This window comes from Terrihalobacillus insolitus, assembly GCF_028416575.1.
Taxonomy (GTDB): domain Bacteria; phylum Bacillota; class Bacilli; order Bacillales; family Amphibacillaceae; genus Terrihalobacillus; species Terrihalobacillus insolitus.
On record NZ_JAMQKB010000013.1, the window covers coordinates 49,937 to 72,566 of the forward strand.

Annotated in this window: 22 protein-coding genes; 12 read left to right on the plus strand and 10 right to left on the minus strand. The window is 39.2% G+C overall.

The features are described 5' to 3' along the window. The first annotated feature begins 70 nt into the window (after nucleotides 1-70). A complete protein-coding gene (locus tag NC797_RS12610; protein ID WP_272437145.1) occupies nucleotides 71-502 on the plus strand; it encodes a BrxA/BrxB family bacilliredoxin in 432 nt (143 codons plus the stop codon). A 133-nt stretch (nucleotides 503-635) separates the two neighbouring features. Next, complete coding sequence (locus tag NC797_RS12615) at nucleotides 636-1,637, plus strand: aromatic acid exporter family protein (RefSeq protein WP_272437146.1); 1,002 nt, start codon at nucleotides 636-638, stop codon at nucleotides 1,635-1,637. A 34-nt stretch (nucleotides 1,638-1,671) separates the two neighbouring features. Here NC797_RS12615 and prli42 read toward each other — a convergent pair whose 3' ends face one another. Beyond that, nucleotides 1,672-1,806: a stressosome-associated protein Prli42 gene (gene prli42, locus NC797_RS12620; RefSeq protein ID WP_272437147.1), complete on the minus strand. Its 135-nt coding sequence runs from the start codon at nucleotides 1,804-1,806 to the stop codon at nucleotides 1,672-1,674. 178 nt (nucleotides 1,807-1,984) lie between these two features. Here prli42 and NC797_RS12625 point away from each other — a divergent pair, with 178 nt between their 5' ends. The 4 genes from NC797_RS12625 to NC797_RS12640 are packed head-to-tail and all read left to right on the plus strand — an operon-like array spanning nucleotide 1,985 to nucleotide 7,212. After that, nucleotides 1,985-3,643 (plus strand): acyl-CoA mutase large subunit family protein, encoded by a 1,659-nt coding sequence (locus NC797_RS12625; protein ID WP_272437148.1) that lies wholly within the window; start codon nucleotides 1,985-1,987, stop codon nucleotides 3,641-3,643. A gap of 13 nt (nucleotides 3,644-3,656) precedes the next feature. Next, the gene (mce, locus tag NC797_RS12630) at nucleotides 3,657-4,478 is read left to right on the plus strand and encodes a methylmalonyl-CoA epimerase (RefSeq protein WP_272437149.1); all 822 of its coding nucleotides are present in this window, start codon (nucleotides 3,657-3,659) and stop codon (nucleotides 4,476-4,478) included. Continuing rightward, nucleotides 4,475-6,034 carry an acyl-CoA carboxylase subunit beta gene (locus NC797_RS12635; RefSeq protein ID WP_272437170.1) on the plus strand — a complete coding sequence of 520 codons (1,560 nt, stop codon included), beginning with the start codon at nucleotides 4,475-4,477 and terminating at the stop codon, nucleotides 6,032-6,034. Before mce ends, NC797_RS12635 begins: the two co-directional genes overlap by 4 nt. 50 nt (nucleotides 6,035-6,084) lie before the next feature. Continuing rightward, entirely contained in the window at nucleotides 6,085-7,212 is a 1,128-nt protein-coding gene (locus NC797_RS12640; RefSeq protein ID WP_272437150.1) for a M20/M25/M40 family metallo-hydrolase, read from the plus strand. 118 nt (nucleotides 7,213-7,330) lie between these two features. Here the strand turns inward: NC797_RS12640 and NC797_RS12645 are convergent, their stop codons facing one another. Beyond that, entirely contained in the window at nucleotides 7,331-7,537 is a 207-nt protein-coding gene (locus NC797_RS12645) for a hypothetical protein (protein WP_272437151.1), read from the minus strand. 197 nt (nucleotides 7,538-7,734) lie between these two features. Between NC797_RS12645 and NC797_RS12650 the strand changes: the two genes are divergently transcribed. Then, nucleotides 7,735-8,982: a DNA polymerase IV gene (locus NC797_RS12650; RefSeq protein WP_272437152.1), complete on the plus strand. Its 1,248-nt coding sequence runs from the start codon at nucleotides 7,735-7,737 to the stop codon at nucleotides 8,980-8,982. A 98-nt stretch (nucleotides 8,983-9,080) separates the two neighbouring features. On the opposite strand, the gene rnz is transcribed toward NC797_RS12650, so the two are convergent. The 3 genes from rnz to NC797_RS12665 are packed head-to-tail and all read right to left on the minus strand — an operon-like array spanning nucleotide 9,081 to nucleotide 11,849. After that, nucleotides 9,081-10,007, minus strand: a complete 927-nt coding sequence (gene rnz / locus NC797_RS12655) for a ribonuclease Z (protein ID WP_272437153.1) — start codon at nucleotides 10,005-10,007, stop codon at nucleotides 9,081-9,083. A gap of 28 nt (nucleotides 10,008-10,035) precedes the next feature. Next, nucleotides 10,036-11,055, minus strand: a complete 1,020-nt coding sequence (gene namA, locus NC797_RS12660; protein ID WP_272437154.1) for an NADPH dehydrogenase NamA — start codon at nucleotides 11,053-11,055, stop codon at nucleotides 10,036-10,038. Between the two features lie 50 nt (nucleotides 11,056-11,105). Further along, nucleotides 11,106-11,849, minus strand: coding sequence for a glycerophosphodiester phosphodiesterase (locus tag NC797_RS12665; RefSeq protein WP_272437155.1), 744 nt, complete (start codon nucleotides 11,847-11,849; stop codon nucleotides 11,106-11,108). A 446-nt stretch (nucleotides 11,850-12,295) separates the two neighbouring features. Here NC797_RS12665 and NC797_RS12670 point away from each other — a divergent pair, with 446 nt between their 5' ends. The 3 genes from NC797_RS12670 to NC797_RS12680 all read left to right on the plus strand — a co-directional run bounded on the left by NC797_RS12670 (nucleotide 12,296) and on the right by NC797_RS12680 (nucleotide 15,789). Continuing rightward, nucleotides 12,296-13,915, plus strand: coding sequence for a M20/M25/M40 family metallo-hydrolase (locus tag NC797_RS12670; RefSeq protein ID WP_272437156.1), 1,620 nt, complete (start codon nucleotides 12,296-12,298; stop codon nucleotides 13,913-13,915). A 110-nt stretch (nucleotides 13,916-14,025) separates the two neighbouring features. Further along, complete coding sequence (locus NC797_RS12675; protein WP_272437157.1) at nucleotides 14,026-14,988, plus strand: MBL fold metallo-hydrolase; 963 nt, start codon at nucleotides 14,026-14,028, stop codon at nucleotides 14,986-14,988. A gap of 9 nt (nucleotides 14,989-14,997) precedes the next feature. Continuing rightward, nucleotides 14,998-15,789, plus strand: a complete 792-nt coding sequence (locus NC797_RS12680) for an SDR family NAD(P)-dependent oxidoreductase (RefSeq protein ID WP_272437158.1) — start codon at nucleotides 14,998-15,000, stop codon at nucleotides 15,787-15,789. Between the two features lie 122 nt (nucleotides 15,790-15,911). Here the strand turns inward: NC797_RS12680 and NC797_RS12685 are convergent, their stop codons facing one another. The 3 genes from NC797_RS12685 to NC797_RS12695 all read right to left on the minus strand — a co-directional run bounded on the left by NC797_RS12685 (nucleotide 15,912) and on the right by NC797_RS12695 (nucleotide 18,178). After that, nucleotides 15,912-16,271 carry a YolD-like family protein gene (locus NC797_RS12685; protein WP_272437159.1) on the minus strand — a complete coding sequence of 120 codons (360 nt, stop codon included), beginning with the start codon at nucleotides 16,269-16,271 and terminating at the stop codon, nucleotides 15,912-15,914. 104 nt (nucleotides 16,272-16,375) lie between these two features. Further along, nucleotides 16,376-17,605, minus strand: a complete 1,230-nt coding sequence (locus tag NC797_RS12690) for a DNA polymerase IV (RefSeq protein WP_272437160.1) — start codon at nucleotides 17,603-17,605, stop codon at nucleotides 16,376-16,378. A 111-nt stretch (nucleotides 17,606-17,716) separates the two neighbouring features. Then, the gene (locus NC797_RS12695; RefSeq protein ID WP_272437161.1) at nucleotides 17,717-18,178 is read right to left on the minus strand and encodes a BsuPI-related putative proteinase inhibitor; all 462 of its coding nucleotides are present in this window, start codon (nucleotides 18,176-18,178) and stop codon (nucleotides 17,717-17,719) included. 186 nt (nucleotides 18,179-18,364) lie between these two features. On the opposite strand from NC797_RS12695, the gene NC797_RS12700 reads away from it, so the two are divergent. Both NC797_RS12700 and NC797_RS12705 read left to right on the plus strand, forming a co-directional pair. Continuing rightward, nucleotides 18,365-18,460 (plus strand): putative holin-like toxin, encoded by a 96-nt coding sequence (locus tag NC797_RS12700; protein WP_272437162.1) that lies wholly within the window; start codon nucleotides 18,365-18,367, stop codon nucleotides 18,458-18,460. A gap of 558 nt (nucleotides 18,461-19,018) precedes the next feature. After that, the gene (locus tag NC797_RS12705; protein WP_272437163.1) at nucleotides 19,019-20,380 is read left to right on the plus strand and encodes an MFS transporter; all 1,362 of its coding nucleotides are present in this window, start codon (nucleotides 19,019-19,021) and stop codon (nucleotides 20,378-20,380) included. Nucleotides 20,381-20,500: 120 nt separating this feature from the next. On the opposite strand, the gene NC797_RS12710 is transcribed toward NC797_RS12705, so the two are convergent. Further along, nucleotides 20,501-21,127, minus strand: coding sequence for a LysE family translocator (locus NC797_RS12710; protein ID WP_272437164.1), 627 nt, complete (start codon nucleotides 21,125-21,127; stop codon nucleotides 20,501-20,503). A 259-nt stretch (nucleotides 21,128-21,386) separates the two neighbouring features. Further along, nucleotides 21,387-22,505, minus strand: coding sequence for an Rpn family recombination-promoting nuclease/putative transposase (locus NC797_RS12715; RefSeq protein WP_272437165.1), 1,119 nt, complete (start codon nucleotides 22,503-22,505; stop codon nucleotides 21,387-21,389). Between the last annotated feature and the right edge of the window lie 125 nt (nucleotides 22,506-22,630).

Genomic DNA, 22,630 nt, shown 5'->3' on the forward strand with positions numbered 1-22,630 from the left:
TTGAAAAACTGGAACATTTTTGCTATGATAAATTTATGTTTAGGAAATCAACAAAGGAGTTGAAGGATCAATGGATTTCAATTTATTCATGAACGACGTGGTAGACACAGCTCGTAAAGATATAACAGAGGCAGGCTATAAAGAATTAAGAACTCCAGAAGAGGTGGACCAAGTACTTACCCAAAAAGGTACAACACTTGTAATGGTCAACTCTGTTTGTGGTTGTGCAGGAGGGGTAGCCCGACCAGCTGCAGCTAATGCGATTCACTTTGATAAACGTCCTGATAATTTAGTTACTGTATTTGCTGGACAAGACAAAGATGCAACGGAACGTGCAAGAGCGTACTTCGAAGGATACCCACCATCATCACCATCTTTTGCACTTTTAAAGGATGGAAAGATTGTGTCAATGGTAGAGCGCCACGATATTGAAGGCTTTGGTCCTGTTGATGTTGTTGGAAAATTGCAAAGGCTGTTTGATGAGCATTGCCAAGAGGTTTAATTTAAGATTAGGCTTTTAATAGATCACCATACCAAACCCCTTGCCACACGTAGTGACAAGGGGTTTTCCCATATCTAAGTGGTACACTAAGGGAAGATAAATAGCAAGCATGTTTTAGAAGGGGAAATCATCTGTGCGAATCGGGTACCGAACACTTAAGACGGCTGTTGGAACACCAATTGCTATTTGGATAGCACAGCTTATGCAGCTTGATGGCGCTGTGTCTGCTGGGATTTTAACGATTTTATGTATTCAAACAACTCGGAAAAGTTCTGTCCTTAGTGCATGGCATCGATTTATTGCGACTTTACTAGCGATGTTCATTTCAATTGTTGTGTTTGAAAGTCTTACCTACCATCCTATCACAATTGGAATTGTGCTACTTTTATTCATTCCAATAACAGTTAAGTGGAAAATTACTCCTGGAATCGTGACAAGCACGGTCATTATTTTGCATTTATACCAAGCAAGAGATATTTCATTTCAGTTAATTGGAAATGAATTATTGTTAATCACCGTTGGAATCGGAACAGCATTGCTTTTAAATTTATATATGCCAAGTCTAGACAAAAAATTGTTGGAGTACCAAGAAAGGCTAGAACATCATTTTAAAGTTATTTTGAAGGAAATAGCCACTTTTTTGCGAGATGGTGATCAGGCTTGGTCTGGAAAAGAATTGACAGAAACAGAAGTCATTTTGGATCATGCTGAAAGCTATGTTGTTCGTGATATTGAGAATCATTTGCTCAGATCCCATCACCCATTTTATAGTTATTTTCAAATGAGGAGAAAGCAATTTGAACTATTAAAAAGAATGCTGCCACTTGCAAGTCAGCTAAACCATACTTATGCCCAATCGTTTCAGATGGCTACATTTTTTGATGAACTATCAGATAGTGTTCACCCAGGAAATACGTCTACAATATTTCTGGAAAAAGTGCATCGATTAAAAAAGAAATTTGAAGAGGATGCCTTGCCTCAAACACGGGAAGAGTTTGAAACAAGAGCGAATCTGTATAGGTTGTTACAGGAAATAGAGCAATATTTAATTCTTAAAAAAACGATAAACAAAAATGGAAAACCAGCGTTTCATAAAAAGGAACGATTGGAAAACACGAAAAAAAATAAAGACTGATGAAAGGTTCGACCCCCCACCAGTCGTTTTGATGTTAAATAAACATTGCTAATCCTGCTGTAATAGTTGATAGTATCATAGCAATAATCATAATATAGACGATAATCTTTATTCTTTTCTCACGCTTGGACTTTCTTCGTGGTTGTGGATTTTTGGTTTTTGTTGCCACATGAACGCCTCCTTCACACAAATACTACTTGTATTTTACCGTGAAAAGAAGAAATGGACAAGTCAAGGTAATTATTTCAAGTAAAAGATAGCAAGTAAAAGGATTTTTTATGGGTAGTATCGAATGATAACATGTTAGGATTGTATTTAGAACGGACTTAAAGGAGGAGTTAGTCACAATGAAACAAGAAAGTCAGTTCTCTCACGTAAAACAGGAGTGGGAGAAGGAAACCGAGAAAACAACTGAACGCTTTCCTGAAAGAAAAAAAGATTTTAAAACAAGCTCCGATATTCCAATTGATCGATTATATACACCAGAGCAAGAAAGTGATTCATACATTGATAAATTAGGCTTTCCTGGTCAGTTTCCATATACAAGGGGTATCCAACCAACCATGTATCGAAGTAAATATTGGACGATGCGCCAGTATGCAGGGTTTGGTTCTGCTAAAGAAACAAACAAACGATTCCGTTATTTACTAGAGCAAGGTCAAACGGGATTGTCCGTTGCTTTCGATTTACCTACTCAAATTGGCTATGATTCAGATGATCCAATGGCAGAAGGAGAGGTAGGTAAAGTTGGTGTTGCGATCGATTCATTAGCAGACATGGAGCAATTATTTGAATCGATCCCACTTGAGAAGGTTAGCACATCTATGACGATTAATGCACCAGCTTCCGTTCTATTATGTATGTACATTGCGGTAGGAGAGAAACAAGGAGTTCCTTCAGAAAAGCTTACAGGCACGATTCAGAATGATATACTGAAAGAGTACATTGCTAGAGGTACTTATATTTATCCACCGAAACCTTCGATGCGTTTAATTACGAATATTTTCAGATATTGTCAAGAGAACGCACCAAAATTTAATACGATTAGTATATCCGGCTATCATATAAGGGAAGCAGGATCTACAGCTGTCCAGGAGGTTGCTTTTACGATTGCAAATGGTATTGCTTATGTGGATGCTGCACTTCAGTCTGGTATGGATATTGACCAATTTGCACCAAGGCTCGCTTTCTTTTTTAATGCACACAATCAATTTTTTGAAGAAACAGCAAAATTTCGTGCAGCACGAAGGATATGGGCAAAGATTATGAAAGAGCGGTATCATGCAAAAAATCCAAAAAGCTGGAAACTGCGCTTTCACACACAAACGGGTGGTTCGACATTAACCGCACAGCAACCGGACAACAATATCGTTCGGGTAACACTGCAAGCGCTTGCAGCTGTATTGGGTGGTACGCAAAGCTTACATACGAATTCTCGCGATGAAGCCCTTTCCCTGCCAACGGAAGAATCAGCTAGAATTGCATTAAGAACCCAACAAATTTTAGCAAATGAAAGTGGTATTGCCGATACGGTTGATCCACTAGGTGGCTCCTATTATGTAGAGCACTTAACAAATGAAATAGAAAGGAAAGCAATGGAGTACATTGAAAAAATAGATACATTTGGTGGTGCTGTTCAAGCTGTAGAAGATGGTTATATGCAGCGTGAAATTCATCAGACCGCATATGACACACAAAAACGCATTGAAAAAAAAGAAGAGATTATTGTTGGGCTGAATCAATTTGAGCTAGAGGAAGAGGTGAACCCTGATTTATTGAAAGTCGATGAAACCCTTGAGGCAAACCAAAAAGAACGGTTAACACAAATAAAAGCAAGTCGCGATCTCGATAAAGTGCAGGATTGCTTGGATCGTCTAGGAAAGGCCGCAAGAAACGATAGTGAAAACCTGCTTCCGTATATATTAGAATCGGTCAAAGCGTATGCTACTGTGGGTGAAATTTGCAATGTATTAAGAGAGGAATTTGGAGAGTATACTGGAATTTAGGGGTGAATCTAATATGAAGCAAATTCGTGTGTTAATAGCAAAACCTGGGTTAGATGGGCATGATCGTGGGGCTTTAATCATTGCTCAAGCGCTAAGAGATCATGGAATGGAGGTTATTTATACCGGTTTAAGACAAACACCTGAACAAATTGCACAGGCTGCCGTTCAGGAAGATGTAGACGTTGTTGGCTTGTCCTCTTTATCTGGAGCGCATCGTTCCTTGTTCCCAAAGGTGATCGAAGCCTTAAAAAGTAAAAATGCGGAGGATATTCCTGTTATAGGTGGTGGTGTTATACCGTCTGAGGACATTGCTTTTTTAGAAGAAAAAGGAGTAAAAAAAATATTTACGAGCGGGGCATCGACAGATTTGTTAGCGCACTACATTAAAGGATTAGTTCATTCAGAAAAGGTTTTAGAATCGCCGAAAAAAATCTCTCATATTGGAATAGCGGTAGAGAGTATCGATCAATCGCTACCTTTTTACGAGCACATGCTAGGTTTAGCATTGGACATGGTAGAGGAAGTAGACACCGAGAAAGTGAAAGTTGCTTTCTTATCAATTGGGGAAAGCCGCATAGAACTTTTAGAACCACTTTCCGAGGAATCAGCTATTCGTAAATTTTTGAATAAAAAAGGAGAAGGCATTCATCATATTGCTTTAGAGGTGGATAGTCTTGAAGAACGACTCCTTCAATTGAAAAACGAAGGAGTCCCATTGTTAAATGAGGAGCCGAAACAAGGTGCGAACAATAGTCAAATCGCCTTCATTCATCCAAAGGGAGCGAATGGTGTCTTGTTTGAACTAACAAAGCATGTCAAAGGGAGTGAGGAATAGTGGACATTTACGAAAAAATCAATCAACTTTACGATAAAAGGAGGCAGGTGGAACTCGGTGGTGGCGATGAGCGAATAGCGAAACAGCATGAAAAAGGAAAAATGACTGCACGTGAACGAATCGACTATCTCCTTGATGACGGATCTTTTGTTGAATTAAATCCATTTATGGAACATCGAGTATCCGACTTTGGTATGGATAAGAGCAAGGCAGCTGGAGAAGGGGTCGTTACAGGATATGGAAAAATTGATGGACGCCCTTTGTATTTATTTGCCCAAGACTTTACCGTTTACGGTGGGGCTTTAGGTGAAATGCATGCAAGAAAGGTTGCAGCCGTTATGGATCTAGCTGCAAAGAATGGGACACCATTTGTTGGGTTAAATGATTCTGGTGGTGCTAGGATACAAGAGGGAGTTTCTTCCTTGGATGGCTACGGTCATATTTTTTATCGCAATTCCATTTATTCAGGGGTTATTCCACAAATTTCTGTCATCTTGGGTCCATGTGCGGGTGGTGCCGTCTACTCCCCGGCAATAACCGATTTTGTTGTGATGGTCGAGGAGACGTCTCAGATGTTTATTACAGGGCCGAAAGTGATCGAAACGGTAACCGGTGAAAAAATAACATCTGAAGATTTGGGAGGCGCTGCGGTACATAATAGTAAAAGTGGAAATGCACACATAAAAGCAAGTAATGAAGAGGAAGCGCTTGATGCTGTAAAACGACTGATTCATTATCTTCCTTCGAACAATAAGGAAAAACCACCTTTAATTGAAGAAGAAGTAGCGGAAGTTCAATCCGATTATCGTCCAGAGTTAACCGATCTGATTCCCTTTGATGCGATCCGCCCCTATGATGTAAAATTAATCATTGAACAGATTGTGGATGAACAGTCATTTTTTGAAATTCATTCCGACTTCGCTAAAAACGTTGTGGTGGGGTTCGCGCGGCTGAAAGGAAAATCAATTGGATTAGTCTGTAATAATCCCAAGTATCTAGCAGGAGGACTTGATATTGATTCCAGTGACAAAGTATCTCGATTTATTCGATTTTGTGATGCCTTCCATATTCCGTTAATCACATTTGAAGACGTGACCGGATTTTTCCCTGGTGTCAAACAGGAGCATGGTGGCATCATTCGTCACGGCGCAAAAATCTTATATGCTTATTCAGAAGCAACCGTTCCAAAAATCACAGTTATTACAAGAAAAGCATATGGCGGAGCATATGTGGCATTAAACAGTAAATCGATTGGTGCTGACATTGTGTATGCTTGGCCTAATGCTGAAATTGCCGTGATGGGGCCAGAAGGGGCGGCAAATATTATTTTTGCCAAGGAAATAAAAGAAAGTGAAAATTCGGATGAAACAAGACAGGAAAAAATCGAAACGTACAGAGAGAAATTTGCGAATCCATATGTAGCAGCTGGTCTCGGAATGGTTGATGATGTCATTGATCCTAGAGAAACGAGAATTGCCTTAATGAATGCGTTAGAAATGCTAAATAATAAACAAGAGGAACGTCCATACAAAAAACACGGTAATATCCCATTGTAAAGGATCACACACTTGTAGAGGATGTGCATTTAGATCAGGGAGGTCAGTACATGGTAGAAGTAAATAAGGATCGTATCGTAAATGAGTTTATGGAGTTGGTACAAATTGACTCTGAAACAAAGTATGAGAAAGAAATAGCGGCTGTGCTTAAGAAAAAGTTTCAAAAACTTGGACTTGAAGTAGTTGAAGATGATAGTCAAGCTAAGACTGGTCATGGGGCAGGAAATTTAATATGCACATTAAAAGGGAATAAAGCAGAGGTAGACCCTATTTATTTCACTTCCCATATGGATACGGTTGTGCCAGGTAAGGGGATAAAACCATCCATAAAAGACGGGTATATCGTTAGTGATGGAACTACCATTCTCGGTGCAGATGATAAGGCTGGATTAGCTGCTATTTTAGAATCTATCCGACTTCTTCAGGAAAATAAACTAGAGCATGGAGATATCCAATTTGTTATTACAGCTGGAGAAGAATCAGGACTTGTCGGTGCTAAATCATTGGATCGTACGCACTTAAAGGCGAAATTTGGCTATGCAATCGACAGTAACGGTAAAGTGGGAGATATTATTGTTGCTGCCCCGACCCAAGCTAAAGTGAAGGCCGTTGTAAAGGGAAAGACAGCCCATGCTGGAGTTGCACCTGAAACAGGCATTTCAGCGATCACACTTGCAGCAAAAGCAATCGCAAAGATGCCGCTCGGCCGAATTGACAAGGAAACAACCGCCAACATAGGTCGTTTCGAGGGTGGCACCCAAACCAATATTGTGTGTGATTATGTGGAAATTTTGGCAGAAGCACGTTCACTTGTTCCAGAAAAAATGGAAGAGCAAGTTAAAAAAATGAGTAGTGCTTTTGAGAAAACGGCGGAGGAGATGGGTGGATCCGTTGATTTAGATGTTTCGATCATGTACCCAGGTTATAAACAGGAAGCAGGGGACAAAGTAGTAGAAGTGGCTAGACAGGCAGCAAAAATAATTGGCAGGGATAGTGAGTTGGTGCAAAGTGGTGGTGGAAGTGATGCAAATGTAATTGCAGGATTTGGAATTCCGACGGTTAATTTAGCTGTTGGCTATGAAGAAATCCACACGACCAATGAGCGGATTCCGATTGCAGAGCTTGTAAAAATAGCCGAACTTATCACTATGATCACGCAAGAGGTGGCAAATAACTAAGTGCTTATATCCTTCACGTTCCAACGTTAAAGTTGGAGGGTGAGGGATTTTTTATATAGGAAGTCTGCAATCTATAAAAAGCTAGGCCAACAGTCTTTGTTAACGCATAAACGATCGGTCATTTTTCCGCTCCGTCCTTCATGTCTTTTGTATAATCAATTACATACATAGAAATGGAAATAACGCCCAACCAAAAGAAATAAAGAGGCGTTGGAGTCATATAATTGGCGATTATGATATTTCCAATTATAGAAACAATCAATAAAAAGATAGCTATATATCCCACTTTAGAGGTTGGTAATAATTTCCTTAAGTGATTTTTCACTCTTTCCACTCCCTTTAATCAATCTATCATTTCCTCTATTGTATTCACTCGTTATTTTTGTGTGAATATCTATTAATCTAACGTACCACAAAATACCTATGATTGAAACGCTAAAGGTAGTGATGGTACGAATTTAGTTTGCCGACCCACTATGCTATAATTAGAAATCATAACCGTTAAAGTAAGGAGATTAACTTATGGAAAGCTGGTATCCAAAAAAGGGACGAGTCATCTTTCACGTGGATATGAATAGTTTCTATGCCTCTGTTGAAATGGCTTATAATACCAAGTTAAAAGGAAAACCAGTAGCAATAGCAGGGAATCCTGAGGAAAGAAAAGGGATTATTGTGACGAGTAGCTATGAAGCTCGGAAAAAAGGGATTCGGACTACGATGCCACTTTGGGAGGCTAGGAAATTATGCCCAGAGTTAATAGTTTTGCGGCCTAACTTTGACAAATATCGAATGGCTTCAAAAGCGATGTTTACCATATTATCCGATATAACCCCTTTTGTTCAACCGGTTTCCATTGATGAAGGCTACATGGATATTACAGAATGTGAGAATCAAGGCTCTCCGCTAGAAATAGCAGACCGAATCCAAACAAGAATTTTGGAGGAGCTAGACCTTCCATGTAGTATTGGAATTGCGCCAAATAAATTTTTAGCTAAAATGGCTTCTGACATGAAAAAACCGATGGGAATTACCGTCTTAAGAAAACGAAATCTATCTACTAAACTTTGGCCTTTACCCATTGAAGAAATGTATGGAGTAGGGAAAAAAACGGCAGCCAAATTGTACGAAATGAATGTTTATACAATTGAAGATCTAGTATCTGCTGATAGCTATCAATTAAAGCGAGTGCTTGGAATAAATGGGGAACGGCTTCAAAATCGGGCAAAAGGAATAGACCCTAGTCCTGTCGATCCAGAAGCGGTTCATGAATTTAAAAGTATAGGTAGTTCAGAAACGTTACCCCAGGACACAACAGATGAATTAGAAATAAAAAAACTTTTTCGTCAGTTGGCAAGAAATGTGGAGCGAAGACTGAAGAGAAAGCAATCAGTTGGTCAGAGTGTGCAAATAACGATTCGGTATGATAATCGCAAAACGATTACAAGAAGTAGGAAGCTACCTAACTATATTGAAAACGAAGATGATATTATGGGAGTTAGCTTCGATTTGTTCGAGCGGAATTGGAATCAGCAACCGATACGATTACTCGGGATTACGGTTCAAGATATTGAAGAAAAACAGGATGTGGCTCAACAATTGAACTTGTTTACATATGAGAAGGAGGCAGAACGGGAAAAACTTTATCAAGCGATTGAGCACCTTACTGATAAATATGGGAAAAATCCTTTTATAAAGCCAAAGGGAATAGAGCAAGAGAACCAACCGCGAACCAGCTTTCAAAAGGATTTTCTAGATGACTATAAACAATGATGCCCTTTAAAAAATAGGCATCCCGGGACATTCAGCGGAGAGTTGTCATCGCAAAGTGATTATAAACAATGATGCCCCTTAAAAAAGGCATCATTGTTTCATCCTTTGCGCGGGATATCGACTTGAAGAAAGTCGCGGGCAAGAGTAGTATTTTGAAATATGGTTTGTGCTTCATTTAGTAACTTTCCCTCGCCTTCTTCTTGATAACGAGAAGAAAAGTGGGTCAAGATAAGGTGTTTCACCTTAGATTGTTGTGCAAGTGTGGCCGCCTGTTCTGCTGTTGAATGGTGGTACGGGTAGGCAAGTGCTTCATCCTCTTTACAAAACGTGGCTTCATGAACGAGTACGTCAGAGCCTTCCACAAAGGAACAAAGATCAGGTTTATATCGCGTATCTCCAAGGATGGTAGTTACTCTACCAGGTTTAGCTGGACCAGTATAGTCTTCACCATGAATTATTTTTCCGTTTTCAAGTGTAATCGTTTTTTGTTGTTTAATCTGTTGATAAATTGGGCCAGGTTCAATACCATTTTGCTTTAGCTTGTCTACAAGAAGTTCTCCTGGAAGATCTTTTTCAATTATTTGGTATCCGTAGCTTTGGATGCCATGATCTAGTAGCTGACACGTAACAGTGAATTGGAAATCCTCAAAAATAACACCCGGTTCAACCTCTATTATTTCTAGCTGATAAGGGAGGTGCGTATCGCTTACCGAAAGACTGGTTTCAACAAAGTTTTTCAACCCGCGTGGACCATAAAGTTTCAAGGCTGTCTCCCCGCCTTGAAACGATCTGCTGCTCAACAGACCTGGTAGCCCATAAATATGATCACCGTGTAAATGTGTAATGAATATTTTTTCAATTCGTCTCGGTCGAATGGATGTCTTAAGAATTTGATGCTGTGTCGCTTCCCCACAGTCAAATATCCATATACTACCACGCTCTTGAAGCATTTGTAGTGCGATCGAGGTTACATTTCTTCGCTTAGAAGGTAGCCCTGAACCAGTACCTAAAAAGAAAAGTTCCATCATTTCATCTCCTTTAGGACGACAGGCATTATTGCCAACCACGACGATATTGCGTTATGGATTCTAGTGAATACCCTAGTTCGTCAGCAGCATATTTGGCCCAATATGGGTTTCTTAATAACGCTCTAGCAAGGAAAACGAGGTCAGCTCGCTCATTTTGTATTATTTCTTCGGCCTGGATTCCACTCGTTATAAGACCAACTGCACCTGTCGCAATCTCGACTTCCTTTTTGATCTTCTCCGCTCTCGGAAGCTGATAGCCCGGGAAAGGTGTTATTTTTGCCGGAACGACTCCACCAGAACTACAGTCAATCAAATCTATTCCTTGTTTTTTCATTTCAAATGAAAAATAAACAAAATCTTCCACGCTATTTCCATTCTCGTCATATTCATTGGCAGAAATACGGACAAAAATTGGACCATCCCATTCTATTTTAACAGCATCAATTATTTCGGATAGGATTCGATAGCGGTTGACACGGGAGCCCCCATATTCATCGTCTCGCTTATTCGTTAACGGGGACAGAAATTGGTTGATTAAATAGCCGTGAGCCCCGTGTAACTCAATAATATCAAACCCTGCTTCATTTGCTCGTTTTGCCCCTAATTGAAAGGCTTTTATCGTATCGTTTATGTCTTCTTTTGTCATTGCAGTTGGTGTTTTATAGGTTTCATTAAACGCTAGTGCGCTCGGGGCAAATGTTTCTTCTTCCAACACTGCTTTTCTTCCAGCATGTGCAAGTTGTATCCCACTTTTTGCATCATGTGCATGGACACGGTCTGATATAGCCTTAAGTCCTTCTATTTGTGAATCATTCCAAATTCCTAAATCTTTTGAAGATATTCTTCCTGATGATTGTACCGCAGTGGCTTCTACCATCACCAGTCCAATTTGCCCGGCAGCTCTGCTTTCATAATGGGCAACATGAAAGGGCTGAACCGTCCCATCTTCCTGCTCAGACGAATACATACACATGGGAGACATTACAATTCTATTTTTTAAAGTAACCTCTTTAAAGGTGATAGGTGAAAATAATTTTGCTGTCATACATAAAACCCTCCAGTTTTAATCTGTTTTCTTTTATCTAGCCAATAGGTCTAATTCATAGTTTGCGAATATAATTTACGCTGTTTAAGTGCAAGGTTGGGGACATCTGTAATAATTCCATCCGTTTGTAATTTGAAGCAACGGGCTAGTTGTGCTTCTCGGTTTACGGTATACACGCGAATAGCTAAATTGTTTTGCTGACATTGATTCACTAATTTTTGAGTTAATAATCGATATTTAATATGTACGGAAGTTGCACCAAGTTCCTTCACAAAGGAAACCATGTCCCGTGTTTTATTTGATGTTAAAAATGCTGTAGGAATGGCTTTATCGATTTTTTTCATTCTTTGAATGCTTTCCGGATTGAAACTAGAAAGAACCGTCCGATCTAACACGTTGTGGGCAACCAGCATATCGTATACAATGGATTCTAAGTTCTTGTATTCCATTATATTATTTTTTAGCTCAATATTTAACTTTAACGACTTATCCTTCACCCAATTTAGGAAGTGAGCTAAAGAAGGGATGTGTGCACCCTCAAACTTTTCTGAAAACCATGTGCCAGCATCCAGCTTTTGGATTTCTTCATATGTATAATCTTGTACAAAACCCGTTCCATTTGTAGTACGACGAACATTTTCATCATGGATTAAAACAGGCACACCATCCTTCGTTAGCTGTACATCTGTTTCAATCCCATCTGCACCCATTTGGTATGCAATTTCAAACGCTGGAAATGTATTTTCAGGAGCTCGTTTACTTGCACCTCGGTGCGCGTAGATTAATGTTTTCAAGTGGTTTCACCTCTTTATTAGCAGTTTATGCAAAACTACCTATCCTTCATGATTGTGGTTCAATTATAGAGGATGTTCAAAAAGTCACCAAATGATAAGCTGCGCATCTCGGGCCCACACGATGTGGGTCATACAGGCGTTGCCACAGGACGTGGCGGTCTTAGCCTGTATTCCTTAAATGGCTTGTTTTTCCGTTCCTTGGAAAAGAAACCCGCTTTTCCTGCGTGCGAAGTATATTCAGGGAAGCATTCCTTTTGCTCACGTATTAAAAGCATATCCTTAGAAAAAGAAGAACACTTTTTCTTCGTGCGAGGTAATGCTTTCGAAGCAACAAGCTTTCGCTGCGCTACTCAAAACTGCGCCGCCTCGACCTGCTTGCTTCTAATTTGTCGATTTTTTGAACACGCAATTATAAGAAAAAGTCAATTTGAAAGGGGCTGTTTTAGATGAAAGATTGGCAATCCAAAAACCAATTAACCGATCTTTTAGTTTCACTAGTGAATTACCCAAGCATAACTGGTAGTGAGTCGGAAAATGCCCTAGCAGAGTATTTATATTACTTACTGTCTGATAAAGAATACTTTAGAAAATATCCGCAACACGTAAAACTACACCCATTAAAGGATGGACGTCAGCTTGTTACAGCCTTGGTCAAGCAAGGGGACGTGGAAGATACAATTGTTTTGTTAAGCCACTTTGACGTCGTTGGAGTAGAGGATTATGGAACAATGCAAAATCTTGCTTTTCACCCGAGAGAATTAACGGATGAATGGTATAAAAACATCGATGAGCTGCCAGATCAAGTAAAGAAGGATCTTGAGTCAGGAGATTGGTTGTTTGGCAGGGGAACAATGGATATGAAAGCAGGGTTAACGGTTCATTTATCTATGCTCGAAAAGGCAATGAGTGGGGAATTTAAAGGGAATGTATTACTTGTTTCTGTGCCAGATGAAGAGGTAAACTCACTCGGTATGTTAACCGCATTACCAGTGTTACATAATTTACAAAAACAAGAAAACCTTCGCTATAAAGCCTGTTTAAATGGAGAGCCAGTTTTCAGTAAATATCCCGGAGACGACACAATCTATCTTTATACGGGCTCCATTGGTAAGACACTACCAGGATTTCTTTGTTACGGAAAAGAAACACATGTTGGTGAACCATTTTCTGGATTGAACCCTAACTTGATGATTAGCTTCTTGGCGCAGGAGCTTGAATTAAATCAAACCTTTGCTGAAAAGGTCGGGAATGAAGTAACGCCGCCACCAATAAGTTTAATGCAACGTGATTTAAAAGAAGAATATTCTGTTCAAACACCAAAGGCTGCCATTGCTATGTACAATGTGTTGTATATGGAGCAAACAATTGAGGAAATCAATGATAAACTTTATCAGGCAGCCAACAGCGCAAGTGCAAGAATTTCAAGTTATTTTCATGAAAAAGTTACACATTATTCTAGGCTTGCTTCCAATTTCTCTGTCCCACAATTTCAGGTTCATGTTCTTATGTATGATCAATTGTATAGGGAAGCTGTTTCTCGACATGGAAAAGAGGAGGTGGAACGCCGGCAAAATCTGCTTATGACTCAACGTGAAAAGGGAGATCGTGAATTTTCCACACTCCTTGTTCAAGATTTGGCATCGATGTGTAAGGATCTAGCACCGATGATTGTGTTATTTTATAGTCCGCCATTTTATCCAGCTGTTTCATCTAATGATGATCCATATATCATGAAAACAGTAGAAAAGGTAAAACAATTTGCTATCGATCAATTTGATGTTTCATTGACTGACGTGGAATATTTTCCTGGTCTCTCTGATTTAAGCTTCATTGGTCCTGTTTCGGCAAAAGGGAAGCTTTCCTCTTTAACAAAACAGATGCCACTCCTTAATAAAGGATTTGACATTCCAGAAAATATAATGGAAGCACAATCGATGCCAATCATTAATATTGGGCCTATGGGAAAGGATCCGCACCAATGGACAGAACGCTTAGAATTGACGTACAGCTTTGAAAAGCTTCCAATTATTTTAACAAATGCCATTCATACGTTGTTTGAGGGGTAATTTTTCAATCGTTCATGAAAGGAAAAGCGTCAAAGTGTATGACAAATCCTTATAAAAAAGGTACAATACGCATAGACAACTGAATGACTATTCATTTTGGAGGCTTGTACATGACAGTGAAAAATAAAATGATCCATCAACTAACCGTTCCCACTCCATTTCCAGTCGGGGATGTGCATTTATATTTATTAGAAGGGGATATGTTAACAATTGTTGATGCTGGAGTGAAGACAAAAGAAGCTTGGGAAGCATTACTTGTGCAGTTGAAGGAGATAGGCTATACCCCAGCAGACGTGGAGCAAGTTATTTTAACCCATCATCATCCAGATCATATCGGTTTAGTGGATCAATTCCCTAAGGTAAAGGGAATTTACGGACATACAAATAATGACTATTGGTTAACGAGAGATGAAGCATTTTTTCAACGTTATCAAACATTTTTTGAGGAACTATATGAACGCTCAGGTGTACCAGACAGCTACAAAAAATTTTTACAAACTTTACGTGCACCATTAAAGTTTGCAGGGGAAGGCAAATTGTCTGGATGTTTAGTTGAAGGGGACTTCCTGCCAGGCCACGCAGATTGGTCGGTCATCGAAACGCCAGGGCATGCTCAAAGTCATTTATCCTTCTTTCGCGAATCAGATGGTGTGCTTCTAGCTGGGGATCACTTGCTTCATCACATTTCTTCTAATCCATTACTGGAGCCGCCGATCGATCCATCTAATGAGCGGCCAAAGCCATTGCTGCAATATCGCGATGCAATGAAAAAATGTTTGCAATATGACATTACTACCGTTTACCCAGGGCACGGACCTTATTTTTCAGACGTTCGAAACCTGATTGACATCCGCCTAGAAAAACAAGAACAACGAGCTGGTAAAGTGCTTTCCTTTTTAAAAGAAGGAGGATTAACGGCTTTTCAAGTCTGTGCACTTCTTTTCCAAAAACAAATGGACAAGGAATTTGGGCTGACGATGTCGGAAACGATCGGGCAGTTAGACTACTTAGAGGATCAACAAAAGATTCGAAAAGAGATAGAATACGGTGTGTGGAAATATTATTCGATGTAGGTGATAGGAATGAACCGTGTCCAAGGGAAAAACATCATTATTACAGGTGCTTCAAGTGGAATTGGAAGTCATATCGCAAGGAAGGTTGCGGCAAATGGAGGAAATCCGATTCTCGTGGCACGTTCACTGGAAAAGCTACAAGCGTTGGCAGAAGAGGTAAATAAGGTGTATGATGTGTCGTGTGTTTGGTATTGTGCGGATTTGACCAACTTAACAGAATGGAAGTCCGTGTTAAAGACGATCCTATCTGACCATGGACGGATACATGCTTTAGTCAACAATGCAGGGTTCGGCTTTTTTGAATTAGTAGAGGATAGCAAATGGGAGGATACCGAGCGGATGTTTCGGTTAAATGTATTTGCGGTTATCCAAGGAATTTACGAGATTCTTCCTCATTTTATTGAGAACGCGGAGGGGCATATTGTTAATATTGCCTCACAAGCAGGAAAAATTGCCACACCGAAGTCTGCTGTCTACGCGGCCACGAAGCATGCTGTGATTGGCTTTACAAATGCTTTAAGGCTTGAGACGGAAGACCATGGCATTTATGTGACATCGGTTAATCTTGGACCAGTTCGAACAAATTTTTTTGAAGCAGCCGACCCAACAGGCCATTATCAACGTGCTGTCGATCGCTATATGCTTGATCCAGCGAAGGTTGCAGACCGCGTGACAAACGCTTTGTTTAGCAAAAAAAGAGAAATCAATATGCCTGTTTGGATGGACATTGGCAGCAGGCTCTATCAGGTCCTGCCTAGTTTGATGGAACGGGCCTTAAAACGGCAGTTTCACAAGAAATGATGGGAATGATGATCTAAGAATGAGTAGATCACCGTCAATAGGCTAATTTGACGGTGTCACCAAGCGAACTCGTTTCAGCAAGCTAACTCTAATTAGACCAATAGATTCCTCGATATTTCCGCTCAATCTAGATCATCTTCTATCATTTGAATATCTATAATATCATCCAGCCTCACCCAAACTACTTTATCTTGACACGAAACTTTCATTTGGCCTTGTTCCGTTACCAGCTTTTGGATCTTTCCTAAGATAAACGAATCTTGATACGGATCAAACAATTGAATTTTGACGTTCATGTTTCGGTTTATTGAATCCGTAATCCGTCTAGAAATGATTACAGCCTGTTGTTCATCCAGAATGGGCTTTGTCTTTGTGTTTAACTCTTTTTGATGACGTTGAAGCACCTGTTTATGTTCAGGTAACATCATACGACTTGACTCCCACCTTAAATTATATCCAGGAGTAAGCTTGTTTGGTTTCATTTTAACATCCACCTCTTTTTATACGAAAACGAGTAACTTTATTCCTGTTTTCATTCGCAGTGACTGGTATGCTATGTGGTGGTTTTGGACATCCTTTTTCAGTCCTACTTGTAGTGTCCACCAATTTTTTCAGCCCTAGCAAAAGCCTGACCCGATTTGGTTAAGGAAGTAGCTCGAACAAGGGCTGTTGGACCGTATTTCGAGCGGATTGTATCCATCGCTTGACTCAGATGCTCTTTTCTTAAAGAAAAATCAAACAAGCTTAATTGGTAAAAATCTGCTGGTTGAAGCTGTGATAACGTGATCCCAACACTTCTTATCGGCAATCCATCCCAATGTGCACAAAACAATTTAAAAGCAGCTTGAAAGATGTCCATTCCAAAATTCGTAGGAGAGGCCAGCTTCACTTGTCGGTGAAAACCCGTCGGATATTCAAAACTTGCCCCTCGCGCTCCTACCGTTACGGTGTTACCTCTATAATTTTGCAATCGGACGCGTTGAGCAACTTCTTCACTGAGCTCTAACAGTATGACCCTTACTTCTTCAAGTGTTTCATAATCCCTTGGCAAGGTTGTTTGATGACCGATTGCCTTTTGATGATTATGGGTGTTCGTTGTCACGGGAGAATAGTCAATACCATTGGCTGTTTGCCATAGCACCTCACCATTTATTCCCCATCGCTTTTTTAAAAGGTGAACAGGGAATTGTGCTAAATGACCGATATTTTGAATCCCCATTCGTTCTAAATGCCGCTCCATTCGACCTCCAACACCAAACATTTTACCGATTGGTAACGGCCACATTTGCTCTTGTATGTTTGTATGATCTAATTGAAAAATACCCTGATCATTTTTCTTTGCAAAAACATCACAGGCTATTTTTGCAAGTACCTTGTTTGGTCCAATTCCAATCCGACCATACACACCAGTGCCTTCCATAATCGCCTGTTGAATTTTTTTGGCGATTGTTACTGGATCACCAAATAACCGCTGACTCCCAGTAACGTCCATAAATTGCTCATCTATCGAAAAAGCTTCTACAAGATCCGTAAATTGTTCTAATATTTGAGTGATTTGGTACGACACTTCAATATAACGTTGCATACGAGGTCTGACGATAATGGCGTTGGGGCATTTTTGTTGTGCTTCCCATAGTGGCTCTGCTGTCTGAACGCCACATTTCTTAGCCAATGGACAAGCAGCCAAAATAATACCACTTCTTTTTTTTGGATCACCAGAAACAACCACAGGTTTATTTTGAAGCTGTGGATTGTCTGCTTTTTCCACAGAAGCATAAAACGAAAGCATGTCTACTAAAAATATAACTTTTTTCATGAAATAATCTCCTCACAAAAGAACTAATGTTCGTGAGTATATTATATGCGAATAAACGTTCTTTATTCAATGGAAATTATTTCTTTATAATTTAAGGGTCATGATCTTTTCCTACTCAATCGTAAATTCTTTTTTGACGGTGAACTTTTTCCCATCTTTAGGCGTCATCCAAACAGTAAGAATGTACTCTCCGGCTGGTAGGTTAAGATCATTTAGGTCAACCGTGTATTCCAGTGCTTCTCCTTGTTTTACTTTTTCTTCACCTAGAACAGCTAAGAAGGAAGATACACTAGAATATAAGAAAACTTGTTCCCCGTCCTTTGTCTCTACGGAATAATCGATTCTTTGAGAGCTTGTAAACTCTAGCGTCACTACCTTTTCTGTTTGGTTTTTGACTTGATAGCTATACACCAATGCACTTTTCTTATCTAAACTTGCAACCATTTCTCCTGCCACAATACCACTTTCACCTCCATTTTTTCCTTCACCTTTCTCCTGGCTTGCATCCGCATTTCCGGTCCCGCATCCAGTAATCAGTAAACCAAGTAACACGAACAAAAGTACTTTTTTCATTTGTTTGTCTCCTTTTTATAAGTATTTATATCTAATTTGTCGTTTTTTTTCTGGTTTATGTTACAGGTGAAAAAACAAGAATGAAAACAGAACAAACGTTCATGTTTTATATGAGATGTACTATAATTGATAGAAGGTAATGTTCTTTTAGGGATGGGTCGGCTAACCCCATGAGAGGGGGATGCCATGAGTTTGTATGAGGTTTTGATTGTACTTTTTTCGTTTGGTACTTTTTTAATCGCGCTGCTCGCATTGGTTGTGAAACTGACCAATAGAAAATAGACCCCCCTATTAGCCCACAAAGTTATTAGGGTGAGGTCTATCGCAACATTTGGATAGCCGATCCACTGGGGGAACCGCTTATCTCGTGACCCACAGTTACCACTGTGGGTCTTTTAGTTTATTTATATATATCTATATTATACCATATAAGTGCGTGTTCAAAAAGTCGCCGAATTAGAAGCAAGCAGGTCGAGGCGGCGTAGTTTTGAGGAGCGCAGTGTAGATATAACCTACATGAGCACAAGGAATGCTTCCCCGAATATACATCGCACGAAGGAAAAGTGGGTTTCTTTTCCAAGGACCGGAAAAACAAGCCATTTAAGGAATATAGGCTAAGACCACCACGTCCTGTGGCAACGCCTGTATGACCCACATCGTGTGGGCCCGAGATGCGCAGCTTATCATTTGGTGACTTTTTGAACAACCTCTATAAAGATAAAATGAAAAGGATTTGATGGGTCACAGGTATTATGGTTCCAATATCACTTCGGCCTTTATCTGTTAATTTCCCATCAACCTTGTAGTATCATAGAAGTTAGAATGGAGTGCTTTAACAATATGGGGAATAATCAACGTCATCTGTTACTCATTGTGACAATAGCTTTAGGAGTACTACTGAATCCATTAAATTCATCGATGATTGCAGTAGCTCTATCACGGATTCAGCAAGATTTTCAATTGTCTTTTTCAGATGCCTCATGGCTCATATCAACCTATTATCTTGCCAGCGCTGTAGGTCAGCCAGTCATGGGGAAGTTAAGTGACATCTTTGGTAGGAAGCGTCTTTTCCTGCTTGGCTTAACGATGGTTGCAGTGGCTTCTATCCTTGCACCATTGTCACCAGGATTTGGTTGGCTTATTGGCTTTCGGATTATCCAGTCACTTGGAAGCTCCACCCTTTTTCCCGCTGGTATGGGAATCGTTCGCCAGGTAATTACCCATAAGCAAGCAAAAGCGTTAGGAGTTCTCTCGGTGTTTTCTTCGGTATCAGCAGCTTTTGGCCCTTCAATAGGTGGCTTTCTTATTCAGTTTGGAGATTGGCCCGCTATCTTTTTTATCAATTTCCCATTTATAATTCTTTCATTTGTATTATCCATTAAGGTTCTGCCAAAAGATCCGCCGCCAAATCGAAAGGACTTTCATCTTGATTATGTAGGAATTCTTTTGTTTACAGGTATGATTATGAGTTGGCTGTTGTTTTTCATGTCATTTGAAGAAACCGTAAGCTGGTGGAAGTTACTCCTTAGTCTAGTGGTATCCTTTCTTTTTTACCACTATGAAGTACGACAAAAGGATCCATTTATAGATGTATTGGGATTAAAGAAAAATATAAATGTGACCTTTGTTTATATCCAATTCATTTTGGTCAACATCCTTTTTTATTCTTTATTTTTTGGGGTGCCGACTTATCTTCAAACGAACTTAAAATTAGATGCCAAAAATACGGGCATTATGATGCTTTCCATTGCTGGATTTGGAATGATTATTGCGCCTATTGCTGGGAAATGGATTGATCAGAGTGGATCCAAACCCATTTTGTTCGTTGGATCGATTAGTCTAATTATCGGGACATTAATGATTTTAACGATACAAGACGAATCTAGCTTAGGGTGGATCTTTTTTGCTTTATCCTTTTTAGGAGTGAGCAACGGCTTTAACAACTTAGGAATGCAAACAGCCTTATACGATTTTGTCACCCCAGAGGAAACGAGTGCTGCCTCAGGATTATTTATGACTTCTAGATACATTGGAACAATTCTTTCTTCTAGTTTATTAGGAATTTTGTTTGGAAAAAATGTAACAACAGAAAATTTTCATATCATTGGGGTTATTGGATCGATTATTGGAGTCTGTATTCTTCTTTTAACAATACGCCTCCCAAATAGAAAAAGAGTCAGGGGAAAAATCGGAGAGCATTAAAGCAGTGGGGAGGTGGCAATTTTTTAATAGAAGAAACAAAATTTTATAATATGCACGATAAACGCTCTGAAATTTTTTTGGTTGAGCTAACCAGTCCTTAGAGTATGAAAAGCAATCTAATTATGTCTTTTCTAGAGCTAATTTTATACCAAAACCTATCAGTACAGTACCTGTTATCGCTTCAACAAACATTGTGGTTTTAGGCTTTTTCATAAAAATACTAATCTGGTTAACTAAAGAGATATAGAACAAAAACCATACGGCTGTTAATATGGCATAAGTTATTCCCATTAAAAGAAACGGTACAAAAGTATTGCTTCCTGAATCTACGAACTGTGGCAAGAAGGTTAGGAAAAAAATAGCAACTTTTGGATTTAATATGTTGGTAAGAAATCCTTGTTTAAAACAAGACTTGCTCCCATACTTACTTGCGATAGGCATTTCGATGGCTGCATCTGCTTTCTTGTTCCGTATCGCCCATAATGTCTTAATGCCAAGATAAAATAGATACACAGCACCAACGTATTTGAAGATGGAAAATAATAAAGCGGATTTAACAATAATTGCTGAAAGACCTACAACAGCAGCAAATGTATGAATTAGCAGTGCACAAAATGTACCAAACAAAGTTTTAAATCCTCCTGTTCTTCCAGCAGCGAGGGTATTCTTTGTAGCGATGGCAGTATCAGGACCAGGCAAAATAATTAGCAAAATACACATAACGATAAAAAAATAAAAGTTCTCCATTTTTGATTAATCACCTTCCTACTTGAATTAACATTATAATATAAATTATAAAAGTACGTGTTCAAAAAGTCGACAAATTTAAAATAAGCAGGTTGAGGGGGGAGTTTTGTATAATCTGGTTCAACTATTACTTCAATAACTAAAGGGAATACAATAGATTTAGGAAACAACGTGTTATACAATGGAATCATCTATGATAAAGAAAAGAAGTAGCCCTTTGTTCCAAATGGACATAGGGCACCTATTTCCGTCTGAGTTTTCACATGTCAAGTTTTATTTTTCTGACTCTATCCACATCAAGATCAATGATTTCTGCAACCTCTTTAACGGTCATTCCCTTTGTTAACAGTCGCCTAGCAATTTTTTCATTATGCTCCTTCGCTTCTTTAACCTTTTGTTCTGCTATTTGTTCTGCTATTTGTTCTGATTCTTGTATTTTCTGTTCTGCCTTTTGTTCTGCCTTTTGTTTCGCCTCCTGTATGTTAAGCTCAGCTTCCCGTTTGGCAGCCTCTTCATCTATAATTCGTTTCAAACGTGCTTCATAGGCAAAATATTCTTCTTCGGTCATACTTAACTCTTCCCAGTTTTCAAAAGCGTCACGCAGTGATTTATCTTTCATCGATATTTCCTCCAATTCTCGGTAAATATCATCATAAACTTTATGGTTTCGATGGTCGACCATACCTAACATCAATAGCCATCTTGCCAAAACATTGTTCCATGGGTCTAGTTTGTCATTCTTCCAATCTTGTATTAACTTGGACATTTCAATAAAGTGAAATTCCATTACATTTGTTAATTTAAACCGTTCTTCATCCTCATACAAATGATAGGATGTGTGGAACTGGTCTGTATGATTAAATAGATTGAAATTTACAATGTTAATGGCGATTACCGGTCGTAACTCCTTATAGGTCATTTTCTTATGAAGAGGGCTTCGGTATGTACCAGCCCAATAGTAAATGGAACGTTTAATCATATCATATTGGTTTGTGAATTGGATTTCTACATTAATTCTTTCGTTTTCATCCGTCAGTACTAACAAATCCAGCCTCGATTGCTTATCATCAACATACTCTCCCCCTGCTTCTGTGTTTGAAAATGATATATCTTTAATTCGACTTCGGCCTGTTGTCTGTAATATGGCGTTTAAAAATATCACCGTAATTTCCTTGTTCTTCTCATTTCCAAAAAGCTGTTTGAAAGCATAATCCACTTTTAAATCCATTAACCGTTCTAGTGGTATTTGTTTAAGTAGCTTTGTTCTTTTGTTATGAACTGAATGAAGGTTCTGTTGATCGAAATCGCTTGGAGGTTCTTTTACATGTTGAATGAAATGTACTGGAGATTTGTTAGTGAAATAAGTGGTTGGTGACATTGAACAAAATCGCTATCGCGATGGCTTTTAAACCCATCTTTCCCAAACATTTCAGCTAATTTAATATAGCAGCACACTCAAATATAAGGTATTGTTAATTTACCACAAAAAACAAACCAAAAAGT

What these genes read in the sequence shown, in the direction of transcription:
- NC797_RS12650 (WP_272437152.1), top strand. Translation starts at nt 7,735, where the DNA reads ATGGAAAGCTGGTATCCAAAAAAGGGACGAGTCATCTTTCACGTGGAT.
- NC797_RS12695 (WP_272437161.1), bottom strand. Translation starts at nt 18,178, where the DNA reads ATGAAAAAAGTACTTTTGTTCGTGTTACTTGGTTTACTGATTACTGGA.
- NC797_RS12670 (WP_272437156.1), top strand. Translation starts at nt 12,296, where the DNA reads ATGAAAGATTGGCAATCCAAAAACCAATTAACCGATCTTTTAGTTTCA.
- NC797_RS12710 (WP_272437164.1), bottom strand. Translation starts at nt 21,127, where the DNA reads ATGGAGAACTTTTATTTTTTTATCGTTATGTGTATTTTGCTAATTATT.
- NC797_RS12705 (WP_272437163.1), top strand. Translation starts at nt 19,019, where the DNA reads ATGGGGAATAATCAACGTCATCTGTTACTCATTGTGACAATAGCTTTA.
- rnz (WP_272437153.1), bottom strand. Translation starts at nt 10,007, where the DNA reads ATGGAACTTTTCTTTTTAGGTACTGGTTCAGGGCTACCTTCTAAGCGA.
- namA (WP_272437154.1), bottom strand. Translation starts at nt 11,055, where the DNA reads ATGACAGCAAAATTATTTTCACCTATCACCTTTAAAGAGGTTACTTTA.
- NC797_RS12715 (WP_272437165.1), bottom strand. Translation starts at nt 22,505, where the DNA reads ATGTCACCAACCACTTATTTCACTAACAAATCTCCAGTACATTTCATT.
- NC797_RS12680 (WP_272437158.1), top strand. Translation starts at nt 14,998, where the DNA reads ATGAACCGTGTCCAAGGGAAAAACATCATTATTACAGGTGCTTCAAGT.
- NC797_RS12685 (WP_272437159.1), bottom strand. Translation starts at nt 16,271, where the DNA reads ATGAAACCAAACAAGCTTACTCCTGGATATAATTTAAGGTGGGAGTCA.
- NC797_RS12610 (WP_272437145.1), top strand. Translation starts at nt 71, where the DNA reads ATGGATTTCAATTTATTCATGAACGACGTGGTAGACACAGCTCGTAAA.
- NC797_RS12700 (WP_272437162.1), top strand. Translation starts at nt 18,365, where the DNA reads ATGAGTTTGTATGAGGTTTTGATTGTACTTTTTTCGTTTGGTACTTTT.
- mce (WP_272437149.1), top strand. Translation starts at nt 3,657, where the DNA reads ATGAAGCAAATTCGTGTGTTAATAGCAAAACCTGGGTTAGATGGGCAT.
- NC797_RS12675 (WP_272437157.1), top strand. Translation starts at nt 14,026, where the DNA reads ATGACAGTGAAAAATAAAATGATCCATCAACTAACCGTTCCCACTCCA.
- NC797_RS12690 (WP_272437160.1), bottom strand. Translation starts at nt 17,605, where the DNA reads ATGAAAAAAGTTATATTTTTAGTAGACATGCTTTCGTTTTATGCTTCT.
- NC797_RS12625 (WP_272437148.1), top strand. Translation starts at nt 1,985, where the DNA reads ATGAAACAAGAAAGTCAGTTCTCTCACGTAAAACAGGAGTGGGAGAAG.
- NC797_RS12640 (WP_272437150.1), top strand. Translation starts at nt 6,085, where the DNA reads ATGGTAGAAGTAAATAAGGATCGTATCGTAAATGAGTTTATGGAGTTG.